At 59.3% G+C, this 15,773-nt stretch carries 27 protein-coding genes; 1 reads left to right on the top strand and 26 read right to left on the bottom strand.

Annotated features, from left to right (window positions below):
* Positions 1–2: 2 nt before the first annotated feature.
* From ACY8D3_RS05365 to ACY8D3_RS05245, 25 genes are all read right to left on the bottom strand, one after another.
* Complete coding sequence (locus tag ACY8D3_RS05365) at positions 3–320, bottom strand: hypothetical protein (RefSeq protein WP_462382296.1); 318 nt, start codon at positions 318–320, stop codon at positions 3–5.
* Entirely contained in the window at positions 320–1,324 is a 1,005-nt protein-coding gene (locus ACY8D3_RS05360; RefSeq protein ID WP_462382294.1) for a major capsid protein, read from the bottom strand. Before ACY8D3_RS05360 ends, ACY8D3_RS05365 begins: the two co-directional genes overlap by 1 nt.
* Before the next feature lie 61 nt (positions 1,325–1,385).
* Entirely contained in the window at positions 1,386–1,730 is a 345-nt protein-coding gene (locus ACY8D3_RS05355) for a head decoration protein (protein ID WP_462382292.1), read from the bottom strand.
* Positions 1,727–2,953, bottom strand: coding sequence for a S49 family peptidase (locus ACY8D3_RS05350; RefSeq protein ID WP_462382290.1), 1,227 nt, complete (start codon positions 2,951–2,953; stop codon positions 1,727–1,729). Before ACY8D3_RS05350 ends, ACY8D3_RS05355 begins: the two co-directional genes overlap by 4 nt.
* A 2-nt stretch (positions 2,954–2,955) precedes the next feature.
* The gene (locus tag ACY8D3_RS05345) at positions 2,956–4,551 is read right to left on the bottom strand and encodes a phage portal protein (RefSeq protein ID WP_462382289.1); all 1,596 of its coding nucleotides are present in this window, start codon (positions 4,549–4,551) and stop codon (positions 2,956–2,958) included.
* 1 nt (position 4,552) lies between these two features.
* A complete protein-coding gene (locus ACY8D3_RS05340; protein WP_462382287.1) occupies positions 4,553–4,777 on the bottom strand; it encodes a hypothetical protein in 225 nt (74 codons plus the stop codon).
* 8 nt (positions 4,778–4,785) lie between these two features.
* Complete coding sequence (locus ACY8D3_RS05335) at positions 4,786–6,678, bottom strand: phage terminase large subunit family protein (RefSeq protein ID WP_462382285.1); 1,893 nt, start codon at positions 6,676–6,678, stop codon at positions 4,786–4,788.
* Positions 6,653–7,180, bottom strand: a complete 528-nt coding sequence (locus ACY8D3_RS05330; RefSeq protein ID WP_462382284.1) for a terminase small subunit — start codon at positions 7,178–7,180, stop codon at positions 6,653–6,655. Before ACY8D3_RS05330 ends, ACY8D3_RS05335 begins: the two co-directional genes overlap by 26 nt.
* A 131-nt stretch (positions 7,181–7,311) precedes the next feature.
* Positions 7,312–8,052: a hypothetical protein gene (locus ACY8D3_RS05325; RefSeq protein WP_462382282.1), complete on the bottom strand. Its 741-nt coding sequence runs from the start codon at positions 8,050–8,052 to the stop codon at positions 7,312–7,314.
* 144 nt (positions 8,053–8,196) lie between these two features.
* Positions 8,197–8,451: a hypothetical protein gene (locus ACY8D3_RS05320; protein WP_462382281.1), complete on the bottom strand. Its 255-nt coding sequence runs from the start codon at positions 8,449–8,451 to the stop codon at positions 8,197–8,199.
* A complete protein-coding gene (locus ACY8D3_RS05315; protein WP_462382279.1) occupies positions 8,444–8,770 on the bottom strand; it encodes a hypothetical protein in 327 nt (108 codons plus the stop codon). The genes ACY8D3_RS05320 and ACY8D3_RS05315 overlap by 8 nt, the downstream gene beginning before the upstream one ends.
* The gene (locus tag ACY8D3_RS05310; protein ID WP_462382277.1) at positions 8,770–9,069 is read right to left on the bottom strand and encodes a hypothetical protein; all 300 of its coding nucleotides are present in this window, start codon (positions 9,067–9,069) and stop codon (positions 8,770–8,772) included. Before ACY8D3_RS05310 ends, ACY8D3_RS05315 begins: the two co-directional genes overlap by 1 nt.
* A gap of 172 nt (positions 9,070–9,241) precedes the next feature.
* On the bottom strand, positions 9,242–9,772 hold the full coding sequence (locus ACY8D3_RS05305; RefSeq protein ID WP_462382275.1) for a hypothetical protein: 531 nt from the start codon (positions 9,770–9,772) through the stop codon (positions 9,242–9,244).
* Complete coding sequence (locus tag ACY8D3_RS05300) at positions 9,769–10,356, bottom strand: recombination protein NinG (protein ID WP_462382273.1); 588 nt, start codon at positions 10,354–10,356, stop codon at positions 9,769–9,771. The genes ACY8D3_RS05305 and ACY8D3_RS05300 overlap by 4 nt, the downstream gene beginning before the upstream one ends.
* A complete protein-coding gene (locus ACY8D3_RS05295) occupies positions 10,349–10,597 on the bottom strand; it encodes a hypothetical protein (protein WP_462382271.1) in 249 nt (82 codons plus the stop codon). Before ACY8D3_RS05295 ends, ACY8D3_RS05300 begins: the two co-directional genes overlap by 8 nt.
* The gene (locus ACY8D3_RS05290; protein ID WP_462382269.1) at positions 10,594–11,175 is read right to left on the bottom strand and encodes an NUMOD4 domain-containing protein; all 582 of its coding nucleotides are present in this window, start codon (positions 11,173–11,175) and stop codon (positions 10,594–10,596) included. The genes ACY8D3_RS05295 and ACY8D3_RS05290 overlap by 4 nt, the downstream gene beginning before the upstream one ends.
* Entirely contained in the window at positions 11,175–11,591 is a 417-nt protein-coding gene (locus tag ACY8D3_RS05285; RefSeq protein WP_462382267.1) for a recombination protein NinB, read from the bottom strand. The genes ACY8D3_RS05290 and ACY8D3_RS05285 overlap by 1 nt, the downstream gene beginning before the upstream one ends.
* A complete protein-coding gene (locus ACY8D3_RS05280) occupies positions 11,584–12,159 on the bottom strand; it encodes an ead/Ea22-like family protein (RefSeq protein ID WP_462382266.1) in 576 nt (191 codons plus the stop codon). The genes ACY8D3_RS05285 and ACY8D3_RS05280 overlap by 8 nt, the downstream gene beginning before the upstream one ends.
* On the bottom strand, positions 12,156–12,485 hold the full coding sequence (locus tag ACY8D3_RS05275) for a hypothetical protein (RefSeq protein ID WP_462382264.1): 330 nt from the start codon (positions 12,483–12,485) through the stop codon (positions 12,156–12,158). Before ACY8D3_RS05275 ends, ACY8D3_RS05280 begins: the two co-directional genes overlap by 4 nt.
* Complete coding sequence (locus tag ACY8D3_RS05270) at positions 12,482–12,676, bottom strand: hypothetical protein (protein WP_462382263.1); 195 nt, start codon at positions 12,674–12,676, stop codon at positions 12,482–12,484. The genes ACY8D3_RS05275 and ACY8D3_RS05270 overlap by 4 nt, the downstream gene beginning before the upstream one ends.
* A complete protein-coding gene (locus ACY8D3_RS05265; RefSeq protein ID WP_462382261.1) occupies positions 12,673–12,873 on the bottom strand; it encodes a hypothetical protein in 201 nt (66 codons plus the stop codon). The genes ACY8D3_RS05270 and ACY8D3_RS05265 overlap by 4 nt, the downstream gene beginning before the upstream one ends.
* Positions 12,870–13,037 (bottom strand): hypothetical protein, encoded by a 168-nt coding sequence (locus tag ACY8D3_RS05260; RefSeq protein WP_462382259.1) that lies wholly within the window; start codon positions 13,035–13,037, stop codon positions 12,870–12,872. The genes ACY8D3_RS05265 and ACY8D3_RS05260 overlap by 4 nt, the downstream gene beginning before the upstream one ends.
* Positions 13,034–13,819: an ATP-binding protein gene (locus ACY8D3_RS05255; RefSeq protein WP_462382257.1), complete on the bottom strand. Its 786-nt coding sequence runs from the start codon at positions 13,817–13,819 to the stop codon at positions 13,034–13,036. Before ACY8D3_RS05255 ends, ACY8D3_RS05260 begins: the two co-directional genes overlap by 4 nt.
* Positions 13,809–14,522, bottom strand: a complete 714-nt coding sequence (locus ACY8D3_RS05250) for a hypothetical protein (RefSeq protein ID WP_462382255.1) — start codon at positions 14,520–14,522, stop codon at positions 13,809–13,811. Before ACY8D3_RS05250 ends, ACY8D3_RS05255 begins: the two co-directional genes overlap by 11 nt.
* Entirely contained in the window at positions 14,522–15,241 is a 720-nt protein-coding gene (locus ACY8D3_RS05245; RefSeq protein WP_462382253.1) for a Rha family transcriptional regulator, read from the bottom strand. The genes ACY8D3_RS05250 and ACY8D3_RS05245 overlap by 1 nt, the downstream gene beginning before the upstream one ends.
* On the opposite strand from ACY8D3_RS05245, the gene ACY8D3_RS05240 reads away from it, so the two are divergent.
* On the top strand, positions 15,240–15,437 hold the full coding sequence (locus tag ACY8D3_RS05240; RefSeq protein ID WP_462382251.1) for a hypothetical protein: 198 nt from the start codon (positions 15,240–15,242) through the stop codon (positions 15,435–15,437). The two genes, ACY8D3_RS05245 and ACY8D3_RS05240, sit on opposite strands and share 2 nt — an antisense overlap.
* A 126-nt stretch (positions 15,438–15,563) precedes the next feature.
* On the opposite strand, the gene ACY8D3_RS05235 is transcribed toward ACY8D3_RS05240, so the two are convergent.
* Positions 15,564–15,764, bottom strand: a complete 201-nt coding sequence (locus ACY8D3_RS05235) for a hypothetical protein (protein ID WP_462382249.1) — start codon at positions 15,762–15,764, stop codon at positions 15,564–15,566.
* Positions 15,765–15,773: the final 9 nt, after the last annotated feature.

Here is a 15,773-nt window from a genome sequence, read left to right as displayed (position 1 = left end):
GGTCACCTCACAGGCATCAGCGAGTAGCGGTTTACGAGACCGTCCGTACCCATGTGCTCATCGAGCAGGTAGCGGTCTTTCCCAACGATCAGCGTGCTGCGGAGAACCGGGTCGCGAACCTCGCAAACCCGTATGTCCGCAGCCAGCTCCACCGCAACGAACCCGGCGCCGTCGCTCGCCCCGACGTTTCGTTGTAGGACGATAGTCACCGGTATTGGCGCGCTACCGGGCGCGATGTACTGCGCCTGGCAACCCTCCCCGAAAGTCTCGAACAGCTCCGCGTCCGCCTCGGCCATCAGCCGATCGAACTCGGAAGCCATTACGACTTGGTCAGCTTGATGATGGCGCGCGGCATGGTCACCAGGCTGAGCGGGTTGCTCTGCGCCTCGAGGTCAACGCCCTTGTTGTGACGCAGCAACTCTTGGCTGGCGTAGTACGGCAGGCCTTCGGTGTTGACCGTTTCGATGTAGTTCGCCGGAGCAAACTTGGTGAGGAACATGCCGTCGATGCCCAGCGGGATCAGGTAGGCAACGTTCGGATCGACATAGGTGACTTCGCCGACCTTGCCGTAGAACTCTTCCCAATCCACACCGCCGTAGCGGAACGCGTTCCAGCCGCCTTCGCGCAGGAATTGGCCGTCGTTCCAACGATCGTAGGCCTTCTCCACCACCGGGTGGGTGACCAGGGAATCGAAGAAGCCGCGACCTGCCAGGCCCAGCCAACCTGTAATGATGCCGCTGCCGCCGACTACGTCTTCGGACTTGCGCTTTGCATCGTTGATCGCCAGAAGCAGTTTCTGCTCGGAAACGCTCAACTTCAGGTCGACGGTGTTTTCCTGGATGCCGAAGGCTTTGTGCAAATCAAGCAGTACACGTTGGCCATCTGCGTCGTACACCTTACCGGTGACAGCGCCGACACGCTGGTAGCGGATCGTTGCGTCCAGACGGCGACGCATCTTGTCCAGACGCTTCTGAACGCGAGCCTGAATGGTTTCCAGCTCGGATTCGGACCCGAATGCACGCACACCCTGCACTTCGTCGGCCATGATCGTGGCGCGAGTCGGCAGGTGGATGGTGCTGAACGGAACCATGTCGCGACGATCACCGGACGTTGGGTCGGATGGGCCGTTGCGATCCTTGGCCGGCACCAGCGTCAGTGTGTCGTGCTCGCGCTCGATGTACACGGACGTGCTGGTGACGCCCTCTTCTTCGAAGAGCGAATCCAGGCGAGTGGCTTGCTGCTGCCCTTCTTGGGGCATGTTGATGGCCGTGGTCAGGCCGGTGACGCTGAACGCGTCGTCATTGAAGATATCGAGCGATGCCATTTATTGGCCTCCAAAAACGAGAAAACCCGCTCATGGCGGGCTTTGGAAAGGTTTTGTGTGGTTAGCGGACGATTACGCCCTGGCTGGCGAGTGCGGTCAGTGCCGCGTCATCCAGACCAAAGAGCAAATCACCGTCGACCTCGGCATCGCGGACGATAACGGCAGCGTACTGCACGTCTTCGCTAGCGGGCTTGTTGTTGAACAGAATGGCCAGCGGCGCTGTGATCGCGGCGGGCGTTTCCGGGGATTCGTAGGGCTTGTAACCGTCACCATCCAAGATGATGATCGTGCCGGCCGGTGCAGCTTCGGTCAGCGCAAGCAGGTCGACCTGTTCGCGGGAGCGCTCGCCCTTGGCTTCGCTCAGTAGGAAATCACCGGCGCGTGCGCCTTGTTCGAGAATGGTCATGCTTTCGCTCCTTTACGGCTTGCCCAGATCGAGCTGGTAGAGATGAGATGCTTCGCCTCTGCAGCGGGTGGCGTCGTGCCTTCCGCTTTGGTGGCGTCGTTCTTGATGGCAGCCAGGGTGATGCCCCGGTCTTTAGCCGCTTTGAAGAGCGAAAGGCCCGCCGCCTCGACGGTCATGCCGCTTTCGATAGCCGCGCTGACTTCCTGCTCGAAGCCGGGCTGCGAAAGGGCCTGAATGCCTTGGATTCGCTCGCGCTCGGCCTTGGCGCCCTCTTCGGCTGCCTCTGCCTTGATTGCTGCAACATCAGGCTGCTGCGCTTGGGTGATCTGAATGGTGTTCGGATCGGTGCCCGCGGCTAGTGCTGCGCGCAGATCCTCGGTGCTGCTTACGTTCATCGTGCGACTCCTGGGAGTGTTTGCTGCTGGTTTGGCCAGCTCATTGATCAGGCCCTCGAGTGAGCCCAGTCTGTGGGCGAGGCCGGCTTCAACAGCCGCAGCCCCTACGCGCAGTCCGCCGTGGTCACCCATGGCAGGGACTTCCTTTTCATCGACGCCCAGGTTCCGCGCGACCTTGGCCACGAAGACACCGGCGAGCGCGTCGATGCTTTTTGATATTTCAGCCTTGCCAGCATCGGTTTCGATGTCCGGCCGCTTGTTTGGGGCATTGCTACTGGTGATGGTGTAGCGCTTCTCGCCGGCCTTGGCCTCGCGGGTCAGGACCTCAACCACCACCCCAATGCTGCCCACCAGTGCCGTGTCGTCGACGACAAGCTCGTCGGCCGCACTGGCAACCCAATAGGCGCCACTGGCAACGCTTCCACCACCGAAGGCCTTGATTGGCTTCTTGCCTCGGGCTGCATAGATCATGTCGCCCAAGGCGTTGATCCCGTTTGCTTCGCCGCCTGGGCTGTCGATGTTGAAAACAATGGCCCTGACCTTGGGATCATCCAGGGCCGCCTGGAAATCGGTCGCGAGCTCCTGAGTGCTCGTGGCGCCGCTGATGCGCGTGAACATGTTGGCGTACCGCATGATCGGACCGACCACTGGTATCACTGCCACTCCATCACGCACGGTGACGGTTCGCGTGTTTTCCAGCGGCCGACCCAATCGGGCCTCAAGTGCCTCTGGATCGCCCTGCCGATCAGCAATCGCCATCAGTTGATCGAGCGAGTCAGGCAACATGAGCCATGGCCGGGAAGCGGCCATTTCGAATGCACTAGGCATCGTTATTCCTCTCGGTTAGCCGGATCTTCATCTGGCAGGTCATTCGCCGAAGCAGGAGCAGGGTTGCGAACGCCGTCCTTCTCTCGCTGCTGAATCTCACGGCGGCGCTGCCGGTAGATCTGCTGCCAGGTCTCGCCGGTCATGGCGGCGGCTTCGATTGTTTCGTTGCTGACGCCTATCTCGATGCGCTTGCCGGCTGCATTTGCCTCCTTGAGCTCATCGATGGCGCCTTTGGCTGGGCCGATCCACACCGCGCGGGTATAGGCGCGCCGGCGAGCCGGATCGCTGTACCCCGGTGCGCGGATACGCCCGCGTGCCACCGCTTCATCGACCAGAAGCTCGTAGCTCGGCTGGCAGAAGTCACACACCAGCCACCAGCGGCGGGTGAGGTACATGCGCCAGGCCTGCAGCATCGCTGCGCGGGCGGCGCTGTAGCTGCTGCTGTAGTGCAGCATGAGTTCGTCGAGTGGGATCTCCAGCGCGGCGCCGATCTCTTTGGCGACTGCCGTGAAGAACGGATCGAACTGGGCGTTCGGGCGCGCCGGGTTGGCCACCATCGGCTCTTCGCCAGGCGCCAGGTCCACTACCGCACCTTCACCGAGTTGCACCGGTGGAAGCTCAGCCTGACCGCCCTGCTGGTCCTCATTCGAGAGTGCAGTGAGGCCCAAATTACCTTGGTTGAAGTTCTCCCCCTTCTTGAGGAAGACGGTAAACATGGCGCTGATGACCGCAGCCATCAGCTCGGCGCTGCTGTAGCGTTCAAGCTTCTGCAAGGGCTCCAGCACCGGCGCCAAGTAGGGCGCCCCGCGCTTCTGGCCGGGTCGTTCCTTATCGCACCAGATCTGCATCACGCGACGGCGACCGGTTTCGGACCCGAACACCTCAAGCCGCTCCCACTTCAGTGGCGCGCTCAAGCGTTTCTCGTTCGGGTAACCGCTGCAGACGTGGACGTATACCGGCGCGCCAGCACTATCGAACTCAATGCCTTCGCACAGGCTGTCAGTGTCAGGCGTTCCGTTCGGGTTGCAGACCCTATCCGTCTCGATCAGTTGGAGCCGGGTGCTGAAGACCGTCCCTTCCCGCTCAATGTCAGGAGTGGTGACGAATACATCGCCACCAGTCAAAGCTGAGATCAGCGCGACACCTTGGAGCTGGTAATGCGTGCTGCTTGCCTCGGCGTCACATTCACGGGGGTCTTCGGCATACAGCGTCCATTCCCGTTCAAGCTGGGCGTTTAGCTGCTCGCCCTCTTCCTCTGTGATTCCGAGTGCTTCGAAGTCCACCTGTGGTCGGCAGATAAGGCCAGTGCCGACAACATTTGTACGAACACGGACGACCGCGGCCCGACCCAGCAGGTGGTTCCGCATAGCATCGCGCGAACGAGCGACCAGGGTCTTGCGCTCGACCGCTGATAGGTCTTTGGACGGGCTACCGAGGTACGGTATCCAGCTGGCCATGCTTCGCAGCATGCGGGACGCGCCCCGCCAGCGGGTTTCGCTTCCACCACCCCCACCCTGGGCCTTTGGCTGCTGACTCTGGACGAGTTTGATCGCCTCGCGGAGCGCTTTTTCCTCCGGCGTGCGGTTGAACAAGCCCATGTCAGATTCCTAGGTAGGTGATTCGGTTGCGACTTCGCCCCTTCAGGCGGGCTTGTTCGGCGCTCACTTCAAGCGCGTATTCCTTCTCAAGATCCCGCAGCGTCCCGAGGTCGGCCCGGGTTAGCTGCCGATCGCCGTACCTCACCGACTGGGCGCCGGTCAGGATTTTGCTAATCGCGGCTCGGACTTGCTCGAGGCGGATCTGAGCGTCTGTTTTTCGGATCATGGCCTTCCTCATCGAACCGAACTGCGTACTCCGCGAGTCGGCCGGTATGTCGTGATTGGCTGGGTGACGCTCAAGTCCACCCCGAAGTGCTGCTGAGCGATTCGAACCATCGCTACCGCACCCACAAAACAGTCCAGTGCTTCGTTCCGGCGCCCTTTGGCATCCCACTTGTGGACCCGCTTGCCCTTCTCGATCTTGAGCACCTTCACTTCGGCCGTGAGCTGCTTCAGCTCCGCCTCGTCGCAGATGTCGTCATTCGCAGGAAGGTGGACGCAGCCAGGTACTGCCTCGCAAAGCTGAGGCTGAATGCGAAGCCTGCTGTAAATCAGCTCTTTGGCGTTGTCGGTACCCAGCATCGTCAGGTAGGTGCCCGACTTGTGTTTGGTGCGGGGAAATTCTGCGATCGGCTTGCCCGGCAGGTAATGGCCCTTGGTAGGGATCACCCAACGAATGCCGTGCTTACGGCTCTCGGCGTACACCTCATCGGTGTAGTGGCCACCGGAGTCCCAGCCCCACAGCGCTACGCGAAGGACTTGGCCGTCCGCTCTACGGTAGGTGTTGTGTAAGCGTTCCCCGACCTTGCGGCGGAGCTCTTCCCCGGCGGGGTCGCCGTAGAGTATCCAGCGGTCGACCAACCAGCTCTCCTCACCCGGCCCAAACGCCCAGACTCGACCCTCGTAGCGGTCGTCCTGGGTATCGATGAACCCTACGAGTAGAACGGCTCGCTCGGGGAAGGCTTGCCATACTTCGCGGCGCGCGTAGAGGTGTTCCCACTCCAGCTTCTCGCCTTCGTCTTCTTCGAAGGTTTCGCCAAGCGTGGTGTTAACGAAGGTCTTCAGTTTGTTCCGGTCGGTCTTGGCGAGCAGGAAGTCCAGAACGATGCGCCCCCAGGTCGTGAACGGGCTGTATGCCGTCCACACGTGAAAGGTCACCGAGTCAGGCGCCGGCCTTGGGTTTCCCTCGGAATCATGAAAATCGATGCCGTCGTTCGTCCAGATGCCGGTTTTCTCGCATATCCAACGGCCTTCGGCCTGTACTGCCTGCATCTCGTGCTGCACTACACGGCAGCCGTTGGCCTCGCAGATGTACCAGGCATCCTGCGGCTTTTCCGGATCCCACTTGATGCCGTAGTCGCAGTCCTTGCCGCCCCACTTCAGGCTCTGTTCTGCCCTGCAGTGAGGGCATGGCACGTGAAGCCGGAAGAAATGCGGGGATTCGCCAGCAGCTGCCTCGATCTGGCAGGTGCCCTTAATCTTTGGGGTGCTCCCCCGGATCGACTTCGGAAATGTCGACCCCTCAATGCGCTTGTCACCAAGGAAGGTCGGCGAACCTTCTTTTTCGACGTCCGGCTCGAAAGCCGCCAGCTCGTCATAGATGACCGTATCCGCCGAAAGCTCGCGATAGTTCTTCGCCGCCGCACCGCCGCGGCACCACAGCTGCTTGCCGTGAGTGAAGCGCTTCGTGTCGAGCGTATTGTCCCGGTGCTTAGATCCGTACCAGGGGGCCAGATCGCGCACCGAAGGTACGTCACGGATCATCGTCTCGATTTGAGACTTCATGAAGCCCGCGGCGCTGCCGTCAGTGGGCACCAGGAAGAGGATGTTCCGGCGCTTGTGCTGCGTTTGGTACGCCGCTGCCGCGAGCAGCATCTTCGAGTAACCGACGCGGGCCGACTTCAGCACGTTCACCGTGCGAATTTCGTCGTTGCCCATGGCGTTCAGGATCGCTACCTGAAACGGCAGGGTCTCCCAAGCGCCCTCTTGATACGACGACTCGCTCGAGAGGTAGAAATGCTCGTCCGCCCATTCGACAGGGGTCTGTGGAGCCGGCCGAGCGAGAGCGATCAGTCCCGCCTTCACAGCAGAGGCAAATTCCTCAATCTGGAAGCTCGAGATATTCATTCAACAGTCCGATCAGGCGGTCATCCAGGCTAGAGGCGCGATTGCGGGCCTTCGATAGCTCTCGCTGTACGGACTCGATATGCCGGACTTCTAATTCAGGGTGCTTTCGCTTCAATGTGAGCGGAAGCGTGTCGAGGATCGATCCAATTTCGGATGCCAGTCGGGAAAGCGCGAACATCGCGAAGTCGGTCGGTACCGATTTGCGCTTTGAGATGTCGTTTTTTAACTCTTGGCCTTCGGCTTGCGCCGCAGTGAGCCGCAATCTTTCCTTCAGCAGCTCCTGCTCAAGTTCTTCTCCAGACTCGTCCGGAGCTAGCTCTATGTCCGGTTTTACCGAGCCATCTATTACGGCTCGCTGATAGCGGATGTATGAGATCCTTGCGGCATCGATATCCATGCCGCCATAGCCCTTTCCGCTAGGAAGGACGCCCTTTTCAATCAAGCGCCGCAGGTGGCGATCACCTATATCCAGATGAGCTGCTACTTCTGCTTGTGTTGCCATTGACTTCTAATCCGGACGCGGACACAGCCCTACAGGGAAATGCTCGTATGAAGCGAAAGGTCGAGGCTCGAATTACCCTCGGTGGCGGGGGTGGTCCGGGAGGACCCATTGCACCAGCGTGGTGCGCCCCTTTATCGCGGCCTACGTGTACGCATCGCCTGCGCCATCGCTTCCTTGAATCGCTCGGGTAATCGTTGCTCTGCAACCTGATCCGCCACTTCGAAGAACCGATACCGCTTGGTGTAGTTGGGCTTACGCACGAAGGCGACAATCATCTTCACGTCATCGCGCTTACGGCCTACCCGCTGAGCAATGCCGATTGGATCCTTCCCCTTACGCATTACGAAGAATGACTTGGCGTTGCCCTTCCTTCGACTTCGGACGCTGCCGGTTGCGTTAGCGCTGTACCCGGTCTCGGTGAATCCGCGCACACCTGAGAGCATCCGAGTGAGCTGGCCGCGCTTCATGTTTCCGAACTGGTCGAGCTCAGCGCCGTCACCCGGGGCGACGTAGCGATCAGCTGGCAGGATGCCTTTGGCTTTGAGCATCGACTCGGTGCGCTTATCACGGCGAGGACCACCGTATACCTCTGGTGTTAGCCAGGTGGTTGCGGGTGCTGCCTTATCCGACTCGTTCTTCATCCATACCCGAGCAACAAGCTTCTGCTTAGTCGCGGGGAAGACGCGAAGACCGTTCAGTGTCCAGCGGGTTGGCCTATCGAAGACATTCTGCATCTCAGACACGAGCGCCTGCTCTACGTCCTGAGCCGTTCGCGTGAGCGCTAGGGCTGCGGCGAAAGGCAGTTGCTCTCGCTCAAGATCTGTAAGCTCTGCGATCTGCTCGTCGATGCCAGTAGTGTCGACGCGGAACATTGGCGCCTCTGCCTCATGACGTGGCACCGATCACGGATCCGCTCAGTCATGCCGTTTATTATTCATCAATGCGTCACGGGTTATTCCTTCCCGGGTTGCGGACGCTAGAGCCCGGTTGCTTTCTACGGCGCCGGGCTTGTCTCTTTACGGGTAACGGGTAAGTGCCGGGCGATCCCCACCCCACTGCTCAGGCAGCGTGCACTTGGTCACGCTCACCTCGTACAGCTTCGGCGGAAGGATGCCTGTGTGGGCTTCGTAGCCAGGCGGGGCGATGTATACCGTCTGCCTGTCACCACGACACTCCCATGTCCTACCCATGTACCCAAGGCCATTGCCCACGATGAAGACCATCAGTGCGGCAAATACCCAGCGACCCAGATACTTGATTCGTTTAGCCATGGACACTCCGAGTACGGCGGTGGGCAACCCTGCGGTCCCTGCCGATCATGAGTGAACCAATGCGGTGCCAGAAGTAAGCAGCGGTGAAGAGAGTGAAGCCAACGATGATCGCAGCTCCACCCGTGTTATTGATCAGCTTCCATGGCTCATACACCCATACGGCGATATGGCCGAACACGTAGATCAGTGATCCCGTGAAGATGAATGCAGCCTCTGCCCTGTCGTCCTGGCGGAAGCGCTCACCGTTGATGGCGAACAGCAGACAGCGACCAATGACGAGACCATAGGCAAGCGCCGCGGCGACGGAAATCATCAGCATCACTGTGCTCCAGGTGAGAACTTCTCGACCCAGGCTTTCAGCTTCACTTCCGCAATCCCCATCACAGGGTATGCGAAGAATCCCAGCAGCATGATGTAGCCGGATCTGAACGTGTTATCCAGTGCGATGAATTCGCCAGCTACCTTGCCAACGAAGAAGGACAGAAGGATCTTCGATACGAAGAGCCAGAAGTGGAAGCGCATCTCGGTAGAGGGTGGGTAGAAGTAGCTCACCAGTCCACCGAGCATTCCCAGCAAGCCTGGGAGCATCCACTCGATGACGGGTTTTAGCTCATCCACGTCAGTCTCCGAAGAAAACGCCGGAACCAAATACCGGCATGCGCAGGCGCAAATGAAAAAGCCCCGCACTAGGCGAGGCTCTTAATTTGATTGCGATCTGACCCGAATGGACTAAACCGCAGATTGGCAAACTTTACGGCGGGCCGGCGGGTGTGTCAATAGGCTAGTATCGTCACGCAGCATCTCTTTGCTCGATAAGCCCCTTTTCTTCGAGGACTAAGGTTGCCGACTCAAATGCGACGTTGACCTGCATCTCCAGCCAACGGCGCGTCTTGCTGCGCCATTCCCTCAGTGTCCGCTCCGGCGTGCCGTCCGCATCCCAGCTGTGAAGGACGTAGAACGCATCCGGGAGGCGACGCGGGATAGCCCATGCCGTCACGCACTTCGTCTTGAACAGATGGTGCGCTGGGCTCTGTACGCGGCGTATTAGCCAGAGAACAGAATCCCTAACCTCCACATCGTTGATGCTGTACTTCGCCACGATGGCGTGCCAGGCGGCTTCAGGCAGGTACTTGTGCAGGATGGCGCGGGTGATGGCGTCCTGCGTCAGGCGCTCATCCGGGCTCAACCCTGTACCATTCCCGCGAGGCTCAGGGAATCCTGCCTGGTAGCGCATCTGCCAGCCGGACTTCGCTGTGCCGTCGTTGGTCTCGATCGACATGGCTCGAGCGATTGCGTGTGCTGCGTCGTTGTAGGCTGTCATGCTGCTACGTCCTCTTTCTTCAGCTGGCGGACCAGGGCGCGGTATTTGGCGGTGATGGCTTGGAGCTCAGGAATGGTGTATTTCCGGGGCTCTTGATCGGCTTCCAATGCCTCTACTGCTTCCAGACCGATACGGGCAATGAGCCCAATTCGGTAGTCCACGGCGTTGCCAGAGAGATAGCGGTTGTCCTGCTTGCTCTGGGCGTGGCAGTTGCGTTCGTCAAAGCGAAGGTGCGGGGCGGACCCGGTCGACCTATAGTGCCCAGCGTCGACTTGGTTGCCGGACCAATCCAACGGCTGGCCGCTGGAGATACACGGATGGCCGGCAACCCGGTCGCGCCACCGGATGTATTCGTTGAATGCTTTCTGCGCTTCCTTGACGTAGTCGCCGCGGGTCTTAAGTGCCTGCTTGCGCACCTTGATCTCGCGACGTTCCACCAGCTCCAGGGCCTTGCGCTCCTTCCTCTTCTTCGCATTCACCAGCGCGATGGCACATACCGGCCCGCACGCAACCTGCATCGGGCGAACCGGCACATACTCAGCCTTGCAGTGGCGGCACTTCTTCGGGCGTGGCTGCTTAGTCATCGAGCAACCCCGCTTCCCTCAGCCACGCTTTGCCAAATCCCTCGTAGTCGTCCTGCCCGCCATACACGGCCTTGAGCTGGAGCGGCGGCTCTTCCTGACCGAACAGGTCCAGCTGCTCTTCCTCGCGCTTGCCGTCGACGTATTTCCAGGCAGCATCGATGTTCGCGTGCGTGGTCTTCTCGTTGCCGATCTCGACGGTCACGGCCGAAGGTTTGCAGTTGTTGATGATGTAGCCGGTCATGCTGGCACTTCCTCACAACCGACACGCTTGATGTGCGCCCAGCTACGACCTGCTTTAATCTCCCCAATCGCAGACGGCGAAACCGGGTAGTCCATTGCTATGGAAGTCGGGCCCTCGCCTTCGGCTAGCCGATGCTTTATTGCTCGAACGCAATCATCTGTCAGCTTCGCAGCGGGGCTATCCATGCCTGGCCCAGACATTGACGGCATCAGGCCAAGCCGGGCCGCATGTGCCATATTCTCGGCGTGGGTAACCCATTCCAGATTTTCAACCCGATTGTTGAGCTTGCACGCATCTATGTGGTTGACGCACGGAAGACCCCCTGGATTAGGCAGAAAGGTCATCGCTATCAGTCTATGAACGAGCCATAGCTGTGGCTTTCCCTCATAAGTGAGCGTCGTACGCTTGTAACCATTTCGGCCAATGTTGGTCTTCAGCACGCGCTCAGGAATAACGCGCTCGTACCAAACGCCTCTCGGACAGTTTCGTACGACCTGACCTGCAGCCTTTATCTGCCCATGAGTTGACGCCAAATAGCGACCAGCGAAACCTGGTATTTCCTTCCAAATTTCGGTCATCAGTAACGCCCCTTCCACAAATCCCGCTGGCTCCAGCGCACGTTGTGCTCAGCCCCGAATGCCTGAATCCACTCAAGCAAACTTGCGCATTGCCGGACGGTTAGCTTGCTTGTGCGTTCGTACACGATGTCGAACCCGTTTCCGTCCACGGCTGGTATGAGCTGCGGGTTATCGCCCGCCTCACGCATCCAGGCGGCGGTCAGCAGGCGCTTCCAGATGAGGATGTCCCACTTCTTTCCGGCGTGCTCGACCTGACGTGAGATGTCGCCCAGCGCAGCGTGCAGCTTCTTGTTCTGCTCGCCGCTGCGGTCCAGATCCTTGATCACGATCTTCTTGGGCTTGTCGAAGTCCTGGGCATGTAGCACGCCGAGCAAGCGAGGCAGGTCTTCCATATTGCGCATGATGAGGTCAGCCATTGGAGGCGCCCTCCTTTGCCATGGCCGCGTCGATCATCTTGTTGCGGTTATCGACGCATGCATATTCGGGAAGATCCGCGAGGAATTCTGTCGTAGCCATGTCGCGCAGCCATCGACCACGACCAGCATCCTTCCGCAGCTCTTCGCACTCCCGCCCCTTCTGCTCAAGCTGGCTGAAGGTGGCGCGGTGCTTCTCTAGCGTTTCGTTGAGGCGCTGGGTTAGCTGGTCAATGTCAGCGCGAGCTGCATTCACCCAGTCAACGCCTTCGAGGTTTGCCGCACGGACGCGATCGTTCTCTTCGGTTAGGTGTTTCACCTCCGCAATCAATTCCTGAACGGCGGCTGGATTTGCCTGTGCAATGAAGGTGGCATCCCAGTCGTTCGGCCAGTGTGACAGCCCTCCGGTTTCAGGGTGACGAGTAGCTGGCCCCATGCGGTTGTCAGCAGTGAATACCAGCTTCCAACCCTTATGCTTCGAGACCATATGCATGCCATGGCTGTCGACCCACCACGGTCCCGGCGTGGCTTTCTTGGCCACACATTCCAGCTCATCCCATTTGGTGGTCATGGCAGCCTCCGCGCTTCGTGCGTCTCGTTCCGATACCAGGCTGAACGGGCAGCTCGTGAGGCTTCTCGCTCGCGCTCATCGCGGCGCATCGCCCTGTACATGGTCGTGAACGCGTAAGCGAAGGCGACCATGATCGGCGCAAATCCGAACCAACTACTCAGCACCCAGGCCTTCTTCCACTCGTGGCTCGGGTAAACGACGCCTTCGTATAACCAAGGATTGATCCAAAGCGTCATCGTTGGCACCCAGGCGAATACGATGAATAGAGCGGTGCAAATTGCGGTGATTGCGACCCTGGGCACAGCGCGATCCGTGTGATCTTTCATTCGCTCTTCTCCCCTACAGCCTGCCCCTTCCCATCGAACCCGCCTGTGTCAGCGTGGATCAATTCAAGAAGTCGGCGGTCGATGCCTGGTTTCTCGAACCCTCTTGCTATCTCATACACCGCATCGCTGGCGCCAACCGCATGAGCGCTTCTGAGCAACTCCAACAGCTCGCCATCTGTGAATGTCTTCATGCCGCATCCTCCATGCCCATGATCTGGAAGTGGCGCTCGCAGATAGCCTTCGCCTCGGCAAACGTGTCAGTCACTGAGCCAATGAACTCGCCGCGGATGCTGGCGCGATACATCACCTCGGCGCCCGCTACAAACTTGGCAACCCGATACCCAACATCGCTGATAGCAAGCCACGGGTTTTCCTGACGCCACTTCATTGCTTCGCTCCGTATGCGCGCTTCTGCGCCCCGTTCAACTGCACCAGGCGGTAGTCATTGCCGCGCTTCATGCGGATGACAGACTCGCTACGGCCTTCTACGGCAAACCCTGTCTTTTTCAGCGGCTCGACGGTGAGGCGCTGAGCTTCGGTCAGGCAGTTCATACGAGCCCCCTGGCCGATTCCCAGTCGAACCCGACCACGATCCCACCGCCCTCGCGCATACGATCCACGCAGCGCTCGCCCATGGCGTTCGGAAGCTCCTTCGGGGGGAGGTTCGAAACGATCACAGTCGGGAGCATGTTCTCGTAGCGGGTGTTGATGATCGTGAAGAGAGTCGCCTGCTCAAACTCGGTGGTTTTCGTGGCGCCAATCTCGTCGATGATCAGCAGATGCGGCGAAGTCAGCGATTCGAGCGCGTCGGCCTCGCTGTACTCGCTTGCGCGGTCATAGCTGCCCTTGATGTGTTGGAGAATGCCGCCCAGGGTGCGATACACCGCCATCGCTGGCGTGTTGTGCAGCAAGTGGTTGGCGATTGCGGCCGCAAGGTGGGTTTTCCCCGTGCCCGGCCTGCCAAGCAGCATCAGGCAGCGACCGGCGTCGTAGTGCTCGCGGAAGCCTTCGGCGTATTGCTTGCAACGGGACATAGCCGCGATCTGGCGGTCAGTCTTCGCGGTGTAGTTCTCGAAGGTCTTCTCGGCAAAGCGCGGCGGAATCATTGCGCTGCCCAGCTTCCGGCTCAGCTTGGCTCGCTGCTCACGGACTTCCGCTTCGCGCTTGGCCTCTTCGGCTTCACGCTGCCGGATCTCGGCGCACTGCTGGCAGCCAGACTTGAACTCACGGCCAAGGATTCGCGTGATTCGGCCAGTGAACTCGCCGTGAATCTCGCAGGTGTCACGGTACTCTTCGGCAGCGACGGACAGTTGCTTGGGGGCGTTAGAGGCCATAGGTGCCGTCCTCCCGCTCTACGAGGCCATCGAAGTAATCACGCTGGTCGAAACCGGAATGGCGGGATTGCCCAGGGAACGCATGGACGTTGCCGGCAGGCTTCACCTCGTCGTTCCAGCGCTTCTGGTTCAGCCAGGTGGCTGCGTGCGGGATGAATTGACCGTCATCCTTCAGCCATCCAGCGGACGCGCGCTGCTGGGCCAGAGATTCCATGATCTTGTCCATTAGCTCAGGCGAAGGATTGACCTTGGCGAACGACTTCCTGGCGTTGTCCTTGGCAGTCTTGCGCGGGTAGCACTTCCAGAACGTCTCGAAGAGGGCCTCAATATCAGCCTTTTGAGGCCCTGATTCGTCCTGACCAAGCTCTTCCGGCTCGTCATCCTCCGCAGGCAACACGGATGCGCCCTCGCGCTTGTGCGGGTTCTGGTGCTTGGCCCACTTCACAACCTGAATGATCGACTTGCCACCGCGCTCGTAGCGGCTGATAAATCCCTTGCCACACAGAGCCTCCAGCATCGAGTCGATATCAACGTCATCAGCTGGAAACAGCGCGATCTTGAGACGCTTGGGACGATCCTCGAGACGCCCCTCGCGGTCGGCCTCGGTCCATAGGCCGATGAATAGCAGGCGAGTTGCGAAGTCGAGCTCGGCAAGGTCTTCGTTCTGGAAGAACCCAGGTTTGATATTCCGTGACCGGGCCATCATGCGACCCCCTTGAATGCCTTGTCGTGGGTGAACAACCCATCCCAGGTCTTTTTCATTGGAAGGTCCCCAGCGAGATAGAGCTCATGAAGGCGAGCAGCGCCCTTTTGCAGTAGCACCGGCGTGAAGGAAATGAAGGGCTCTTTGCCGTGCGGCGTAACCTCGACCTGATGTTCTGTGAGGTACTTGTCCCTGGCGTATGCAGCGACTCGCCAGCGGATGCCTGATTTACTCTCGTTGAACAGCCAGTTGCGGCCTTCAAGGTAGTTCGCGACCTGCATGACGTTGACCCCATTGAGGCCCTTGCAGAATTGCGGGACGGTCATTCCTTCCTTGAACAGGTTCTCAAGCGCGCCAATGCGCACAGCCTGCTCTTCAACTTGAGCCGACAGAGCCAGTCTGGCTTTCTCTGACTCCACGGCCATTTCCAGAATCTCGATTGTCGACAGCTGCTTCGGCTGATCCATCTCATTCAGCTTGGCTACGACCAAACGGCGCACCGACTTCGATTCTCGCATCGAAACCAGCAGGCATTGATCCTTGGTCAAACGCAGACCTTCAGATGCTGGGCCGCGGGAATTCCTTACTACGAAAGTTTCGTAGTATTCGCCGTCCAGCTCATCACGGCATCTGGCGGTAAAATCAGCGCGGCGCACTTCGCTTTCGCCAAATTGGATGCGCGCCTGATTGACCAGTTCGAGTAAATCGAAACTGCTCATGGTCGAGATGTTGAAAGTGCTGATCAGATTAGGCATTATTGAGCCCTCAGATGTTTTTGCTGTTGAAAAGCCCGGTCTTTCCCACCGGGTTTTTTATTGCCTGTCTTTCAGCCCCTTTTCAGGCCCTGCCCTCCTCCTGAATGGCTGCACCTTCCCGGTGTTACCTCTCGGCATCGTCATTTCTCGCAGCCTCTGATTTATCAAATCGTTGATCAAAGTCTCAGGCGACTTGCCTGTTTCCTTCGCCAACTCATGGAGCGCACGCAAGTAGTGCTCATCCAGCGCAAAATCTGTTTCAGCCATAAGTCCCCCGCTAGGGCCTTCAGGCCACGTCAATCGAACCGGTATCGTCGCCCTCAAGACGGTTAAGCATTTCGCGCAGGCTGGCTTCCAGAAGCTCACGGGCCAGGACTGCTTTCTGCGTGCGATGAAACTTCGCCAGACACTGAAGAAGGTCGTCGGTGTCCTCATCAAGGCGAACCTTAGTGATGTGGTCACGGATGTGTTTGGGGTCTGCATACATGATGGTTTT

This window comes from Pseudomonas sp. Marseille-QA0892 (genome assembly GCF_054950135.1).
The sequence above is the reverse complement of the archived record's forward strand: the minus strand, read 5'-3'. Positions and strand labels throughout refer to the sequence as shown.